Below are 14,737 nucleotides of genomic sequence, written 5' to 3'. Positions count from 1 at the left end.
GCACCAGCCCTTACAAATATCAGAAAAAGGTAAGCCCGGAGTTAATCCGGGCTTACCGGCTGGTATTAACGGAAAGGAGGTGCGTAGACAATGCCACCATCTGTCCAGAGGGCATTGATGCCGCGTTCGATCAGGAGAGGTGACTTGGAGCCAATGTTCCTCTCGAAAACCTCATCATAACTGCCGACCTGTTTGATCACTTGATAGGCGAAGTCGTCAGGAAGAGCCAAGCCTTTACCACCTGTTCCTGTCTTGCCGAGGAAGCGTGATATTGCCGGATCTTTACTCTTGGCCTTGGAATCAATATTGGAAGAGTTCAGGCCAAGCTCTTCAGCATTGATCAGGGCATAGAGCGACCACTTGGCTATGTTCAGCCACTGGTCATCACCCTGACGGACAACCGGACCAAGAGGTTCTTTGGAAATTACTTCCGGCAGCACAACGGCATCGCTGGGTTTGGCAAGTTTTGTGCGCAGGGCATAGAGCTGGGACTGATCCGATGTCAGCACATCACAGCGACCTGTTTCAAAGCTTTGAATGCTTTGAGCAGATGTGTCGAAAACCACTGGCTGAAAAGTCATGTCATTTTCGCGGAAATAGTCGGCGAGATTCAGCTCGGTTGTTGTACCTGCCTGAATGCAGACAGTCGCACCATCAAGCTCCAGAGCGCTTTTAACACCCAGGTTCTTGTTCACCATAAAACCCTGGCCGTCATAGTAATTGACGCCAACAAAGTTCAGACCAAGGGACGTGTCACGAGTCTGGGTCCAGGTGGTGTTGCGAGACAAAACATCAATCTCGCCAGACTGGAGTGCAGTAAAGCGTTCTTTAGCTGTTAAAGGAACGTACTTAACTTTGGCTGCATCACCCAGGGCGGCTGCGGCCATGGCACGGCAGACGTCCACATCTATGCCGGTCCAGTTACCTTTGTCGTCAGGGTTGGAAAACCCGGGAACACCTGTGCTGACACCACACTGGAGATATCCACGCTCTTTGACAGTATCAAGGGTTGCGGCCTGGGCCAGATCTGCGGTGGCAGCAAGTACCAGTGTGGCACCCGCCAGTTGGAGGAGTTTCTTCATTGTCTTTCCCTTTTTATTATTATTTTCACCACGGAGATATTTTCATTTCGCTAAAGCAAATAAAAATTCTCTTCGCTCATGGCTGTTTTCAGGCTTTCAATGTTTTCCAGCCCTGTGCTTTTTCTCAGCAATCTCAAGGCCAGATTTTTATCAATGCTGAAGATCAGCATTTTTAAGCTCAAGGCTGTTTCAGGGATCCCCTTCCCTGCGGGTTTTGTCATGCCTGCAGGTTTTGGTAACCAACAGGCATGAAAAGTTAATGTAACAATTCTGTGCTACGAAAAACAAACATTTCCCGATTAACGGAGGTACTCTACAAAACCATCAAGCAGCATCTGGACAGAGAGCATGACCAGAATCATACCCATCAGGCGCTCAATAGCAGTCAGGCCCCGATCTCCCAGAATCTTATAGAGCTTGCCGGAGGCAAGTAGAATCAGGGAGGAAGCTGCCCAGGCACCAATGGTGGCGACTGTCCATTCAAGTGTCATATCGGGCTGGCGATTGGCCAGCAGCATCAGGGCAGCAAGAAGAGATGGCCCGGCAATCAACGGTGTCGCGAGTGGAACAATAAATGGTTCTTCTGTTGATTCCTCTGATGAGGATCCATTGCTCTTCTGGGGGAAAATCATCTTGATACCGATCAGGAACAGGATGATACCGCCAGCGATACTGACCGACTCGGTTCTCAGGTGCATCATCTTCAGGATGCTTTCACCAGAGAACAGGAAAATCAGCATAATAATCAGGGCAATAATAAGCTCCCTGATAAGAATCTTGCATCGGCGTTCTTCAGGAACAGCTTTCAGGATTGACATAAACACCGGCAAGTTGCCCAGCGGGTCCATAATCAGCCAAAGCGTCAGTGCCGCACTCCAGATTTCCATGACATTACTTCCACACAGTTTATTGGGGCAAACTCCCCTGGGGATTAAAAAAAGGTGAGCTATTCTGCCTCAAAACCTGTGTGTGGAACACCCTGACAGTGGGTATAACGCAGATGTTATCGATACTTTCGTCTAAGGGGGGGGGCGACCTTGGGTTAGTAACTTCAGCGGTTTAACTTGCGCTTACGCTTATATGTGCCGGGATAACCTGATACGCCGCAGATCTCATCCAATCAGTTCTGTTCTTTTCAGTGCGTCAGCCGTAAAATTTTCTGATTTACTTCACCCAAAACCAATATCTATAACTATGTCCAACACCACTTATACCAATGATGTGATCAAATCCTGGGATGAGCTGCATCGTGATAGTCGGTCTCTGGCTCAGCTTTTGCTCAGTAAAAAAGAGTGGAAAGGGATTATTGCCGTAACTCGTGGCGGAATGATTCCCGCAGCCATTGTTGCCCGTGAGTTGAATATTCGCCTGATCGATACTCTCTGCATCTCCTGCTATGACGAACAACATATTGGAGAGCTCCGGGTTCTGAAAGACACCATGCTTGATACCGATGGTGATGGTTACCTGGTCATTGATGATCTTGTTGATACCGGAACAACCCTGCGTTCTGTCAGGGAACGGTTACCGGCTTCCCATATCGCTACGCTTTATGTAAAACCTGCTGGAAAAGAGCTGGTGGATACATCTGTTTATGAATTTACCCAGGAAACATGGCTGCGTTTCCCATGGGATCTGGAGCTGGGCTATTCCACTCCTCTGGTAAACAGAAACTGATTCAAAAAATTTAATGTTTTGTTTTTAAGGAGTGGTTTGAGCCACTCCTCACAACTTTAAGAAAATTTCAACGCCTTCCCGTCACCCAAATCTATACTTACCTGACGACTGCAAACGAAAAAGAATAGAACGAACGGAGGCACCATGAATGGGCTGCGCCGAAAGTTAAATGCTGCACTGATTACAGAATTAAATCCGATGGGAACGGATGGCTTCGAGTTCGTTGAATTCGCTGCCCATGATCCGCACGATCTAGAGATGCTGTTTATCTCTCTTGGCTTTAAAGCGGTTGCCCGCCACCGCTCACGAAATATCACTTTATGGCGACAGGGCAATGTTAACTTTCTGATTAATGCCGAGCGCAGTGGTTTCAGTCATGAGTTTATGGAGAAGCATGGCTCATGTGCCTGCGCGATTGCTCTCAGGGTTGCCGATGCCAAACATGCCATGGACAGGTCTGTCAGTATGGGAGCAAGCCCTTTAAGTTCTGATGCTGGCCCAATGGAGTTAAATATTCCTGGCATTGAAGGTGTTGGTGGCAGCCATATTTACTTCGTTGACCGCTATGATGAGCTTGGCTCTATCTATGATGTGGACTTCGAAGCACTGGATGGCGTTAACAATGAACATGGAGGTTTTGGCCTCCTGGATATTGATCATCTGACCCACAATGTTTATCGCGGCAATATGAATCGCTGGGCGGCTTTCTATGAGCATTACTTTAATTTTCGACAGATTCGTTACTTTGATATTGAAGGAAAGCTGACTGGTCTGAAATCCAGAGCGATGACCAGCCCCTGCGGAAAAATCAGAATCCCTATTAACGAATCATCGGATGATAAAAGCCAGATTGAGGAATTCTTAAAAGAGTACAAAGGCGAAGGAATTCAACACATAGCGTTATCTACATCCGATATTTACCGAACAGTAAACTCCCTGCGCAAGGCTGGGGTGAACTTTATGACCCCTCCTCCAGACACTTACTATGAAATGCTGGATAACCGTCTGCCAGAGCATGGAGAAGATGTGGAGTCACTGAAAGCCAAAGGGCTGCTGGTGGATGGCGACGGGCACGGAGGTATTCTCCTTCAGATATTCACAGAGACAGTGATTGGTCCGATCTTTTTTGAAATTATCCAGCGTAAAGGTGATGAAGGCTTTGGTGAAGGCAACTTTAAAGCCCTTTTTGAAAGCATGGAAAGAGATCAAATCCGGCGGGGTGTTCTTGAAGATAAACCGGACAAGGGCACCAATGCGGCATGAAGGAGTCAACCTATACAGCCAGGGAGTTGGGTGAAAACGGCTTTATTGAATATACCGAGCAGGAAAATGAAACCTGGGCGCAGCTGGTTGATACCCAGCTGCAGCTGTTACCGGAAAGAGCCTGCCAGGAATATCTGGATGGTATTGAGCAGCTTGCGTTCCCACATGACCGGGTTCCGCAACTGGATGAGATCAGTAAAGTCCTGCACAAAGCAACAGGTTGGCAGGTAGAACGGGTTCCTGCGCTGATTAATTTCGACCGCTTCTTTGAGCTGTTATCTGAAAAGAAGTTTCCCGTAGCCACGTTTATTCGCCGGCCTGAAGATATCGGTTATCTGCAGGAACCCGATATCTTCCATGAAATCTTTGGTCACTGTCCGATGTTAACCAACCTGGAGTTTGCCTCTTTTACCCATACCTATGGCAAGCTGGGAAAAAGTGCGACTCATGAGCAGCGGGTATTCCTGGCCCGGCTTTATTGGTTTACTGTTGAATTTGGTTTGATCGATACACCTGATGGTTTTCGGGTTTATGGTGGTGGAATTCTTTCCAGCCCCAAGGAAACAAAGTGGGCCACGGGAATAGCTCCAAGAAAGGAAAGGTTTGATCCGGTTCTGGCTCTGAGAACACCCTACCGGATAGATATCCTGCAGCCACTGTATTATGTGATTGGAAGCATGCATGAGCTTCATTCACTGGGTGGTCAGGACATCATGCTGATGGTTGCAGAAGCTAAGCAGACGGGACTGTTGCCTCCGTTGTTCACCAGGGATTAGATTTTCAAACAATTTCCAGCCAACATACGATACTTATGATCTGTTTCTCGATTACAAAAAGCATAAGGAAATACAGATGTCTGAACTTGCTGAAGCCAAGTGTGAAGCCTGCCGCGTGGGAGCTCCCAAAGTGACCGACGAGGAGATGGCTGAACTGATGGGTTTGATCCCTGACTGGAACATTGAAAACCGTAACGGCGTTCTGCAGCTGGAGAAAGAATACACTTTCCGTAATTTTAAAATGGCCCTCGACTTCACTAATGCTGTGGGAGCTATTGCGGAAGAAGAAGGTCATCACCCCGCCCTTCTGACCGAGTGGGGCCAAGTCACCGTCACTTGGTGGACCCACAAAATCAAAGGGCTGCACCGGAATGATTTTATTATGGCAACCAAAACCGACAACCTTGTATCTGGCTGAAAGAGCAGTAAACGCCATTCTCCGAAAAACGACAATGGATGTCGAGAATGAATAAGAAATACTGGGATGGTTTGCCGGTAAGAGAGGGAGAAACTTCCCGGCAGGCACACTGTGATCTTCCAGAAGGAACCTATGAACGTGAGCTTGGTCGGGAAGGATTCTTTGGCCCGGTCAGCCATATGCATCATAAACACCCTCCCACAGGATGGAGTAAATGGGAAGGGCCTCTTCGTCCACATGCTTTTGATCTGACCAAACTCCATTCAGAAGCTATCAGCCCCTGGCTTGCGGCACCTTTGTTCTATAACCGTGATGTTCGTTTGCGCTACTGGACCCTTAACCAGAATATGGAATACCTGGTGCGTAACAGTGATGGAGATGAGCTGCTCTTTGTCCATGAGGGTGAAGGTGATCTGTATTGTGATTATGGGCACCTTACGTTCAGGGATGGAGACTATCTGCTGATTCCGCGAGGAACCGCCTGGCGCCTTGAAGTCAGCACGCCTTGTTCATTCCTGATGATTGAAAACACAGATGGCATTCTGACCCTGCCTGACAAAGGCTTTGCCGGTTATAACGCGATCTTTGACCCTGCCTGCCTGGACCACCCCAAAATTAATGACCGGTTCCTATCCCAGCAGGATGAAAACAGCTGGCAGATTTATGTGAAAAGAACTGGGCATATTTCCAAGGTGACTTACCCGTTTAACCCGCTGGATGCTGTTGGTTGGCATGGAACCAATATGGTTCTGCGGGTCAATTGGCGGGATATCCGGCCGATCATGAGTCACCGCTACCACTTGCCTCCATCTGTACACACCACCTTTCTGGGAAGCGGGTGTGTGATTTGTACTTTTGTTCCCCGACCGGTTGAGTCTGACCCCGGGGCACTGAAGGTTCCGTTTTTCCACAATAATGATGATTACGATGAAGTGTTGTTTTATCACCGTGGCAATTTCTTCAGCCGTGACCACATTGAAAAGGGGATGATGACATTTCACCCTTGCGGTTTCCCCCATGGGCCTCACCCAAAGGCTCTGGCAAAGAGTATGAAAGATCCGGTTAAGGAAACTGATGAAGTTGCAGTGATGATTGATTCCCGCAGGCCCCTGAAAATGGTAGATAGCATATGGCCTGCAGAAGACCGTGATTATGTGAACTCCTGGAAAAATCCCGGCGACGCTTAAGCAAAGGATTAATAATGAAACTAGCTTCTCTGAAGGCAGGCCGAGATGGACATCTGGCCGTTGTTTCCAAAGACCTGACACGAATGGTGGTTGTGCCTGATATCGCCTGCACCTTGCAGCAGGCGCTGGATAACTGGAAAGACAAAGCCCCCAAGCTGCAAAAGAAATACGAACGGCTGAACAGTGAAGGTCTGCCGGCAGCAGAAGCATTTGATGTATCCAGATGTACTGCTCCCCTCCCCCGGGCCTACCAGTGGCTGGATGGCAGCGCCTATGTGAATCATGTTGAGCTGGTACGTAAGGCCAGAGGCGCAGAGATGCCAGAGTCTTTCTGGACTGACCCTCTTATGTACCAGGGAGGTTCCGACCAGCTGTTGGGGCCTCAGGATGATATTCCTCTGAGCAATGAAGAGTGGGGAATAGACTTTGAGGCGGAAGTTGTCGTGGTGACAAATGATGTCCCCATGGGTATCTGCCCAAACAAGGCTGACAAGCATATCGTTCTTTTCGGTCTGGTTAATGATGTTTCCCTTCGAAACCTGATCCCTGGTGAGTTAGGCAAAGGCTTTGGCTTTATGCAAAGCAAGCCTGCATCCAGCTTTTCACCGGTGTTTGTGACCCCTGATGAACTGGGTGATCAGTTGCAGGAAGGAATGATTCAAAGCCGGTTGTTTGTTCATCGGAATGGCGATCTTTTCGGCCGTCCAGACTGTGCGACTGATATGACCTTCAACTTTCCCAAGCTGGTTGCGCACGCGGCGAGAACACGCCATCTGGCAGCAGGAACAATTATAGGATCAGGGACAGTATCCAACTGTGATCACGGTGTTGGTTCATGCTGTATTGCTGAGCGCCGAATGCTGGAAATCATTGAAGAAGGTGAAGCGAAAACACCTTTCATGGATTTTGGTGAGCAGGTGCGTATTGAGATGTTTGATAGGGAGGGGCAATCAATATTTGGGGCTATTGATCAGCAGTTTGTTCACTATGCCTGTTGATATCAAATCGGCTTTGTTTGCTGGTATTGAAAGAATTACAGAGAGATAAGTCGTCTATACTCTCGCCTTCACGGCAGTGGAGAACAATACCATGACCATGGGTGTGCATTGTGCCTTGTTTCGAAACAAATGGTATTTGCTTAATGCTTTTATTTTAGCGGCGTTTCTCTCTCTGTTGGCCTCCTTGACGCATGCTGATGGCGGTGACACCCTCTCTGGAAAAAGTGAAAGTGGGCCTGCTGCTAAAGGTAAAGTGAGATTTCTCTCTGATCCAAAAAAACTTGACAAAAAGCCTTTACTGGCGGATGAGGACGATGAAGAGGATTTTGAAACAACAGCAGCAGAAGAGTGGGGGGGGAGCTGGATTCGAGTGGGCTCAACAACATACGGGGCCGAATGCGCAGGAGAGGTTGGTGTTACTGCGGCCAGTGAGACTGCGGAGAACCAGTTCTACGAAATAACTTATTCTGTGGAAGAATTGAATAGAATTCATCCGGGTCATTTTATGAAGACCCTCCTGAATTATAAAGTATATTCGCTCAATGGTGACGCACGTCATATCCGGGCGGAATTCTTGCTGTTCCCCAAAGGAGTGGACTCTAAATATTATCGAAACAAAGTACTCGGTCTTCTGCACAAGACAGTTGAAATCAAAACGGATTTGAAAGGAGGGGAAACTCAGACACAACATACATTAGCTGTTTTCACTCCAGACTCAGAGAATATGGAGTGTTTCAGTGCTGTATTAACTCAAGTGCACAAAAAAGCGAAAAAAAGCATTTCTAACGGTGTGATAGCCAGCTACGAGGCTCAGAAGTTCCTCAACTTTGGTGATAGTTCGGATATGAAAAATTTTGCTGGTGACTCTAATGAAATAACTTACAAATTAGCAATTTCACCACAAAAAAAGGTAACAAGGGTGAACCCAAAACCTGAAGCGGCATCAGAGGGAGCTTCTATTTTGGTGGAGATGTCTTCTAGTGATTTTCATCTACACCGGCTAGAAGAAGACAATTGCGGCAGATATCCTCCGGTGTTGCCCTGGTTTGAAGTAGGCGATCAAATAATAAGGGTTGAGTTCTTACCTCTCTCGAAAACGGTGAAGACCTATATCAGGGTGCCTGAAGGCTCTGAAAGAATACGAGGTATAGCTGCATCGTACGGAATGGGTCAATCCTGGCAGTCCCTGCAGTACTCAAGAACCCGTGAGGAAGAGATTGCAGATGAAGTCCTCAAGGGGATGAAAAGTAGTTTCTACCAATTCCTCAAGAGTAATACTGTCACAATTTCCTGGGAGCAAGAAAATGGAGAAGAAGACTGCATTATTGGTAAATTTGGTGGTCGATCAACGTTGTTTTATCACCCAACCCAATCGACAGTTTGGAGCATTACTTATGATAGCAAGATAACATATAAAGAATTTTTTTCTGTCTTGGGTGCGAAGACAGCTAGATTCCGAATTGATGTGGAACCCACGACCGGCACTCGTAAAAAGACTGACGGAGATAAAGCATCATTGATAGAATCTGTGCAGGATGAGCCTGTAATGGTTGACGCTTTAAAAAGATTAACCCTCAAACCTTTTTTCAATACTACCAAGACAAAATATTAGTCTGCCACAGGCCGATACAAGTGCAAGTGCATGTAGCCCGCTCACGGCTATTTGAAAGCTGCCAGTATAAGCCATCATCTGGATGACACTGGGCTGCAGTTATGACATGCTGCCGCTTTGAGTCTGAGTAGATCATCTGAATGAAAATCTGGGTTGATGCGGATGCCTGCCCCAATGTGATTAAAGAAATATTGTTTAAAGCTGCGCAAAGAACAAATACTGAACTGACACTAGTTGCCAACCAATATCTGCGAACGCCTGCCTCACCCCTGATAAATGCGATACAGGTTGCCCCAGGCTTTGATGTTGCAGATAGCCATATAGTGCAAGAGTGCATTGCTGGCGATCTGGTAATAACAGCGGATATTCCTCTTGCGGCAGAAGTTCTCCGAAAGTTTGCTCACGCGTTGAATCCACGTGGTGAGTTCTACGATCAGGAAAATATCCGACACAGGCTGGCTATGCGTAACTTTATGGAAGAGATGCGCAGTACAGGACAGGTGAGTGGTGGTCCTCCTCCGCTAGGCAATCGAGAAAGGATGGATTTTGCCAATGCTCTCGATAGATTTCTGGCGCAAAATAAATAGTCACAACCAAAACGGCAGGCAGAGACTAAGGGATGGAAAGGGAGCTGAAACTTTATAGTTACTTTCGTTCTTCAGCGGCATATCGGGTGAGAATTGCCCTGAACCTGAAAAAGCTGGAATACCAGCAAATTCCAGTCAATCTACTTAAGGGCGAACAGCTCGGAGATGATTATCGGAAGGTTAACCCCGTTGGTTTGGTTCCAGCGTTAGTGACAGGTCAAGGCATTCTGAGCCAGTCTCTGGCGATTATGGAGTGGTTAGAAGAAAACTATCCTCAGCCTGCCATACTGCCCGAGCACAGCTGGAGTAAAGCCCGAGTGCGGGCTATGGCCTATGCCATTACCTGTGATATCCACCCCTTGAATAATGTGCGTGTTATCGATTATTTGAAGAATGAGCACCAGGTAGAGAGCCCAACTGGTGAAAGCTGGTATCACCACTGGGTTCATGTCGGCTTTCAGGCCCTCGAGCAGCAAGTTGAAGCATCGCCATTCTGCTTCGGTGATACACCAACCTTTGCGGATATCTGTCTGATTCCTCAAGTTTATAACGCTCAACGTTTTCAGATGGATATGAGTCAATATCCAAAGATTTTCAGTACCTGGAATCATTGCAAAACACTGGAAGCTTTTACAAAGGCTGCCCCTGAGAAGCAGCCTGACAGCTTTTAGCTTTCCTGTCGGTGATAATCCTTCAGTTTCACATAATTGTTTGATGAATAGGTAAAGAAGTCTCGCTCTATGTCTGTCAGTGGACGACCTTTTTTGGCCGGATTGCCTTTGTAAACAAACCCGCTTTCCAAACGAGCCTTTGGGGGAACCATGGCACCGGCGGCAACCAGAACTTCAGATTCAATCACTGCACCGTCCAGAACAATGGCACCAATACCTATAAGAACCTTGTTGTGAACTGTACAGCCATGCAGAGTGGCGTTATGTCCGATGGTGACATCATCTCCAATATGGAGTGGCCAGCCATCAGGGTTGTATGGGCCAGCATGGGTTATATGCAGAACTGCACCATCCTGCACACTGGTTCTCTTTCCTATACGAATCTCGTGCATATCTCCGCGAATCACTGCACATGGCCATACTGAGCTGTCTTCACCGATAACAACATCTCCCAGGACAACAGCTGTATCGTCAATGAAGACATTGCTATCGATAACGGGCTTCTTGTTTTTATAGCTGCGAATGGACATGGCAATTGCTCTGCATATAGAAGACTAACGACAGATTAACAGCTGTTCTGGCGAAGCGGCAGAGGCTTGGCTAATTTCCCGGTCAGGTTCTTTGATATTCGTATTCTTGGTGATCTGTATGGCCTGTCCGACACGCTGCACTTTGGGTAACGCAAGTGCTGTTTTATGGATATTGTTTTTGACGTGTCATTCCCATGCAGTCCGGCTGGACATCCAAACCGCAATAAGCCAGTGGCATGAGCTGGCCGTTGAACCGGGTGAGACTCCGCTGGTTTGTGATGTTCAGGAAAAAAAACTAAGCCTTCCTGAGCTGGCGTGGCTTCCTGAGTACAAGTGGCGTGAAATCTATCAGGAACCTTGTACTGTTAAGGATCGGGCCTGGAGCCTGACAAAGAGCCATGTTCTTCCTGTTAGTACACTGTTTTTCAGCTCAATCATGGCTAAATCGGCAGGGTGGCTGGCGGGTAGGGATAACAAGGTAATCAAAGATATTGGCTGGCGGGTTGGAGATGCTCTATCGGACGCTGTTCAGTCCTACACACCCCAGGAGCTGTTCTGGCGACTTTCCGTTTCCAATCTTGATTTATTTCGCCCTCCAAAAGGAGATCGATCCGACTGGATTATTTATTATCTGAAACGTTCAATTGTTTATCTTCCTGGCTTGTATTATCTGATTCCGGAGGTTCTTTGGGAACTGGCTGTTATAGGAGCTGGCAATATCTCAATCAATATTGAACCAGTCAGATTACAGGAATACATGGAGCTCACTTACTTTCGGTCTGGAAGTAAAAAGGATTTAGAAGCTCCCCCCTTCTCTCACCTGGATCTCGAAATTGTTTCAGAAGCTCCCTCTACCTACTCTGCCGAGTCTGTGTATGAGGCTGCTCTCGTAGAGTTAAATCAGATCTGTGCTCGTGACGGTATAAACCGGATTCGGTTTTACCCGGTTATACAGTCTTATGAGTCAGGCTCTGGGCTCGAGTTATATATCCAGATTTTTGCGGAGAACAAACCGGGAGCGCTGGTCAGGTTTCCAGCCAGCTTTGGGCCAGCATCGGAAATGGACTGGTGGACGAATGCGCTGGATCAACACACTCTGCAGGGTGTGTATAACAAACAGGATCAGTTCCGGCTGTTTCAGGCATGGAATAAATGGCGTAAGTATGACCGTCCGCTGGCAAACCCTTTCAGTGAGCAGATCCTGGTGAGTTTAACCAGGAACCTGAAAGAATTGATTACCGCAGGAGCAGACAGGGTTGAACCAGCAACTGGCTGCAGGAATCAAACATGCTGGCGCTATTATAAACCGGATATTAATAATTCCGCTGAGAAGAAGGATTTTGTTGCCTTATCTGTTCCCCGCCAATCTGTAAATCATACGATTATCAGTGCGGGTTCAAAGGGAGTGTTCTTTATTGATGATCATATCTCTCAAAGGGTTATGGAGCCGCGAATTTCACTGCTCACACATGTTTCTTTTGTTTCAACCAGTACAACTGCTCTGGTAGGGCTTGAAACACGTCTTCCGTGGTTGCCATCACGTGGAGAAGTTCAGATAGCCTCCAGCTTTGTGACATCAATGTTTTATGGTTATTTGACCAGGAAGCTCTTTAGCTTTGCGATGGAGGAACAGAAGAAAAAACAGCATCCACGGTTTTCAGTTAATGCTACTGATTCAGAAGAGAGTCAAGAACCACCCAGGTCTGTCATTTTCCACAGACTGAGAAGTGAGTCTATTGTTGGAGACAGAGATACTCCTGTCCCTATGGACTTTAGTGTCGAAGCCATGCCTGATTGAAGTTGCCGTGCAAAGTTGAACCATTTGACTATTGGCTTGAAATGCTCTGTTGTTGTCACCATTGAAGTCGATAATAGAGCGACAGAACAAAAGGAATGCCACAATGAACAACCCTCTGCTGAACCAGGATCAGTTGCCAACATTTTCGGCAATCAAAGCCGAGCATGTTGAACCTGCTATAGATGCGCTATTAAAAGAATCCCGGGAAGGGATTGAAAAACTGGTTCAGGGAGAGACGAGCTATACATGGGAGAACCTGCTGGCACCCATGGATGATCTGGATGACTGGCTCGGCCGGGCATGGTCACCTGTATCCCATATGAACGCAGTGGTTAACAGCGACGAACTGCGCGACGCTTATAACGCCTGTCTGCCCAAGTTGTCTGAGTTCTCGTCCTGGGTTGGTCAAAACCGTGATCTGTTTAATGCCTATAAGCAGATTTCAGAAAGCGGTGATTTTGATAAGCTGGATGAAGCTCAGCGCAAGGTCATCAGCAACGCTCTGCGTGATTTCCATCTTGCTGGTGTGGATCTGCCGGAAGATAAGCAAAAGCGCTTCGTTGAACTGAGTATGCGTCAGTCTGAATTGACCAGCGGTTTCTCTGATCGTGTGCTTGATGCCACCATGGCGTGGACCAAGCTGGTGACTGATGAGAAGGAGTTGTCCGGTCTGCCTGAAATGGCACTTGCCGGAGCCCGTCAGCTGGCACAGAGCAAAGGCCATGATGAAGGCTGGATGCTGAATCTGGACTTCCCCTGCTATTTCCCGGTAATGAGTTACTGCGATAACCGTGAGCTGCGCAAGGAGATGTATACCGCTTACGTCACTCGAGCCTCCGACCAGGGCCCAAATGCCGGTGAGTTTGATAACAGTGAAGCGATGAAGGAGATCATGGCTGCGCGTTATGAGCAGGCACGACTCCTCGACTTCGATACTTACGCCGACTATTCACTGGCGACCAAGATGGCGTCTGATCCCAAGCAGGTGATCAGCTTCCTGGAAGATCTTGCTGCGCGCAGTAAACTGCAGGCTGAGCGCGAGCTGGCCGAGTTGAAAGCCTTTGCCAAAGATGAATGTGGAGCAGAGGATCTGCAGGCCTGGGATCTCAGCTATTACGCAGAGAAACTGCGTCAGAAGCGCTATTCCATCAGCCAGGAAGAGCTGCGTCCATGGTTCCCCGCGAACAAGGTGATCAATGGCATGTTTGAAGTAGTCAGCCGCTTGTATGGCGTCACCTTCAAGCCCTGCGATGGCATTGATACCTGGCACCAGGATGTTCAGTTCTATGATATTGAGCGTGACGGTGAGGTAATTGGCCGCTTCTATCTGGATCTTTATGCTCGCGAGAATAAGCGTGGTGGAGCCTGGATGGCAGATTGCCATAGCCGCCGTAAGCTGGATAAAGGTGTTCAGACACCGGTTGCATTCCTGACCTGCAACTTCACTCCACCGGTTGGTGATAAGCCTGCGCTGCTTACCCACGATGAGGTTGTGACGCTGTTCCACGAGTTTGGTCATGGCCTGCACCATATGCTGACCAGCATTGATTACGCCGGTGTTTCCGGCATCAGTGGTGTACCTTGGGATGCTGTAGAGCTGCCAAGTCAGTTCCTGGAAAACTGGTGCTGGGAGAAAGAAGCCCTGGCGATTATCTCCGGTCACCATGAAACCGGTGAGCCACTGCCAGATGATATGCTGGAAAAAATGCTGGCCGCCAAGAACTTCCAGTCAGCCATGATGGTTGTGCGCCAGCTGGAGTTCGCCCTGTTTGATTTCAAACTGCACTATGGCTGGAGCGATGATACGGATATCCAGAAAGTTCTGGATAAAGTGCGTAAGCAGGTAGCGGTGGTTGTGCCTCCCGCATTTAACCGCTTCCAGCATGGCTTCTCCCATATCTTTGCCGGAGGCTATGCAGCAGGTTATTACAGCTATCTCTGGGCAGAGGTTCTGTCCGCAGATGCGTTCTCCAAGTTTGAAGAGGATGGGATTTTTAACAGGGAAACTGGTGAGCTGTTCCTTCACGAGATTTTGGAGCGCGGCGGTTCCCGTGAACCGGAAGATATGTTTGTAGCTTTCCGTGGCCGCAAGCCGACAATTGATGCACTGCTGCGCCATAAGGGGATTACAGGCTAAA

The 14,737-nt window shown here is 48.0% G+C and carries 14 protein-coding genes; 11 read left to right on the top strand and 3 right to left on the bottom strand.

Features of this window, described 5'->3' with window-relative positions; all coding sequences use genetic code 11:
* Positions 1-65: 65 nt before the first annotated feature.
* Complete coding sequence (locus tag M3P05_RS00895) at positions 66-1,082, bottom strand: amino acid ABC transporter substrate-binding protein (RefSeq protein ID WP_249697342.1); 1,017 nt, start codon at positions 1,080-1,082, stop codon at positions 66-68.
* A gap of 299 nt (positions 1,083-1,381) precedes the next feature.
* Positions 1,382-1,969 carry a YhgN family NAAT transporter gene (locus M3P05_RS00890; RefSeq protein WP_249697341.1) on the bottom strand — a complete coding sequence of 196 codons (588 nt, stop codon included), beginning with the start codon at positions 1,967-1,969 and terminating at the stop codon, positions 1,382-1,384.
* A gap of 307 nt (positions 1,970-2,276) precedes the next feature.
* Here M3P05_RS00890 and gpt point away from each other — a divergent pair, with 307 nt between their 5' ends.
* The 9 genes from gpt (at position 2,277) to maiA (ending at position 10,271) form a co-directional block, all read left to right on the top strand.
* Complete coding sequence (gpt, locus tag M3P05_RS00885) at positions 2,277-2,759, top strand: xanthine phosphoribosyltransferase (protein ID WP_249697340.1); 483 nt, start codon at positions 2,277-2,279, stop codon at positions 2,757-2,759.
* A 144-nt stretch (positions 2,760-2,903) separates the two neighbouring features.
* A complete protein-coding gene (gene hppD, locus M3P05_RS00880; protein WP_249697339.1) occupies positions 2,904-4,022 on the top strand; it encodes a 4-hydroxyphenylpyruvate dioxygenase in 1,119 nt (372 codons plus the stop codon).
* Positions 4,019-4,798, top strand: a complete 780-nt coding sequence (gene phhA / locus M3P05_RS00875) for a phenylalanine 4-monooxygenase (RefSeq protein WP_249697338.1) — start codon at positions 4,019-4,021, stop codon at positions 4,796-4,798. The genes hppD and phhA overlap by 4 nt, the downstream gene beginning before the upstream one ends.
* 76 nt (positions 4,799-4,874) lie before the next feature.
* A complete protein-coding gene (locus tag M3P05_RS00870) occupies positions 4,875-5,216 on the top strand; it encodes a 4a-hydroxytetrahydrobiopterin dehydratase (protein WP_249697337.1) in 342 nt (113 codons plus the stop codon).
* 47 nt (positions 5,217-5,263) lie between these two features.
* Positions 5,264-6,403, top strand: coding sequence for a homogentisate 1,2-dioxygenase (locus tag M3P05_RS00865; RefSeq protein WP_249697336.1), 1,140 nt, complete (start codon positions 5,264-5,266; stop codon positions 6,401-6,403).
* Positions 6,404-6,417: 14 nt separating this feature from the next.
* Positions 6,418-7,401, top strand: coding sequence for a fumarylacetoacetate hydrolase family protein (locus M3P05_RS00860; RefSeq protein WP_249697335.1), 984 nt, complete (start codon positions 6,418-6,420; stop codon positions 7,399-7,401).
* 91 nt (positions 7,402-7,492) lie between these two features.
* Positions 7,493-9,013, top strand: a complete 1,521-nt coding sequence (locus tag M3P05_RS00855) for a hypothetical protein (RefSeq protein WP_249697334.1) — start codon at positions 7,493-7,495, stop codon at positions 9,011-9,013.
* 140 nt (positions 9,014-9,153) lie between these two features.
* Positions 9,154-9,600, top strand: a complete 447-nt coding sequence (locus M3P05_RS00850; RefSeq protein WP_249697333.1) for a YaiI/YqxD family protein — start codon at positions 9,154-9,156, stop codon at positions 9,598-9,600.
* A gap of 32 nt (positions 9,601-9,632) precedes the next feature.
* Positions 9,633-10,271, top strand: coding sequence for a maleylacetoacetate isomerase (gene maiA, locus M3P05_RS00845; RefSeq protein WP_249697332.1), 639 nt, complete (start codon positions 9,633-9,635; stop codon positions 10,269-10,271).
* Here maiA and M3P05_RS00840 read toward each other — a convergent pair.
* Entirely contained in the window at positions 10,268-10,801 is a 534-nt protein-coding gene (locus M3P05_RS00840) for a gamma carbonic anhydrase family protein (RefSeq protein ID WP_249697331.1), read from the bottom strand. The two genes, maiA and M3P05_RS00840, sit on opposite strands and share 4 nt — an antisense overlap.
* A gap of 118 nt (positions 10,802-10,919) precedes the next feature.
* On the opposite strand from M3P05_RS00840, the gene M3P05_RS00835 reads away from it, so the two are divergent.
* Together M3P05_RS00835 and prlC are read left to right on the top strand one after the other, a co-directional pair.
* A complete protein-coding gene (locus M3P05_RS00835; RefSeq protein ID WP_249697330.1) occupies positions 10,920-12,599 on the top strand; it encodes a hypothetical protein in 1,680 nt (559 codons plus the stop codon).
* Between the two features lie 103 nt (positions 12,600-12,702).
* Positions 12,703-14,736, top strand: coding sequence for an oligopeptidase A (prlC, locus tag M3P05_RS00830; RefSeq protein ID WP_249697329.1), 2,034 nt, complete (start codon positions 12,703-12,705; stop codon positions 14,734-14,736).
* Position 14,737 lies beyond the last annotated feature (1 nt).

Source organism: Parendozoicomonas callyspongiae (assembly GCF_023502345.1).
GTDB lineage: Bacteria > Pseudomonadota > Gammaproteobacteria > Pseudomonadales > Endozoicomonadaceae > Sansalvadorimonas > Sansalvadorimonas callyspongiae.
The sequence above is the reverse complement of the archived record's forward strand: the minus strand, read 5'-3'. Positions and strand labels throughout refer to the sequence as shown.

What these genes read in the sequence shown, in the direction of transcription:
- M3P05_RS00850 (WP_249697333.1), top strand. Translation starts at nt 9,154, where the DNA reads ATGAAAATCTGGGTTGATGCGGATGCCTGCCCCAATGTGATTAAAGAA.
- M3P05_RS00895 (WP_249697342.1), bottom strand. Translation starts at nt 1,082, where the DNA reads ATGAAGAAACTCCTCCAACTGGCGGGTGCCACACTGGTACTTGCTGCC.
- M3P05_RS00840 (WP_249697331.1), bottom strand. Translation starts at nt 10,801, where the DNA reads ATGTCCATTCGCAGCTATAAAAACAAGAAGCCCGTTATCGATAGCAAT.
- M3P05_RS00890 (WP_249697341.1), bottom strand. Translation starts at nt 1,969, where the DNA reads ATGGAAATCTGGAGTGCGGCACTGACGCTTTGGCTGATTATGGACCCG.
- prlC (WP_249697329.1), top strand. Translation starts at nt 12,703, where the DNA reads ATGAACAACCCTCTGCTGAACCAGGATCAGTTGCCAACATTTTCGGCA.
- M3P05_RS00860 (WP_249697335.1), top strand. Translation starts at nt 6,418, where the DNA reads ATGAAACTAGCTTCTCTGAAGGCAGGCCGAGATGGACATCTGGCCGTT.
- M3P05_RS00835 (WP_249697330.1), top strand. Translation starts at nt 10,920, where the DNA reads ATGGCCTGTCCGACACGCTGCACTTTGGGTAACGCAAGTGCTGTTTTA.
- M3P05_RS00855 (WP_249697334.1), top strand. Translation starts at nt 7,493, where the DNA reads ATGACCATGGGTGTGCATTGTGCCTTGTTTCGAAACAAATGGTATTTG.
- hppD (WP_249697339.1), top strand. Translation starts at nt 2,904, where the DNA reads ATGAATGGGCTGCGCCGAAAGTTAAATGCTGCACTGATTACAGAATTA.
- maiA (WP_249697332.1), top strand. Translation starts at nt 9,633, where the DNA reads ATGGAAAGGGAGCTGAAACTTTATAGTTACTTTCGTTCTTCAGCGGCA.
- M3P05_RS00865 (WP_249697336.1), top strand. Translation starts at nt 5,264, where the DNA reads ATGAATAAGAAATACTGGGATGGTTTGCCGGTAAGAGAGGGAGAAACT.
- gpt (WP_249697340.1), top strand. Translation starts at nt 2,277, where the DNA reads ATGTCCAACACCACTTATACCAATGATGTGATCAAATCCTGGGATGAG.
- phhA (WP_249697338.1), top strand. Translation starts at nt 4,019, where the DNA reads ATGAAGGAGTCAACCTATACAGCCAGGGAGTTGGGTGAAAACGGCTTT.
- M3P05_RS00870 (WP_249697337.1), top strand. Translation starts at nt 4,875, where the DNA reads ATGTCTGAACTTGCTGAAGCCAAGTGTGAAGCCTGCCGCGTGGGAGCT.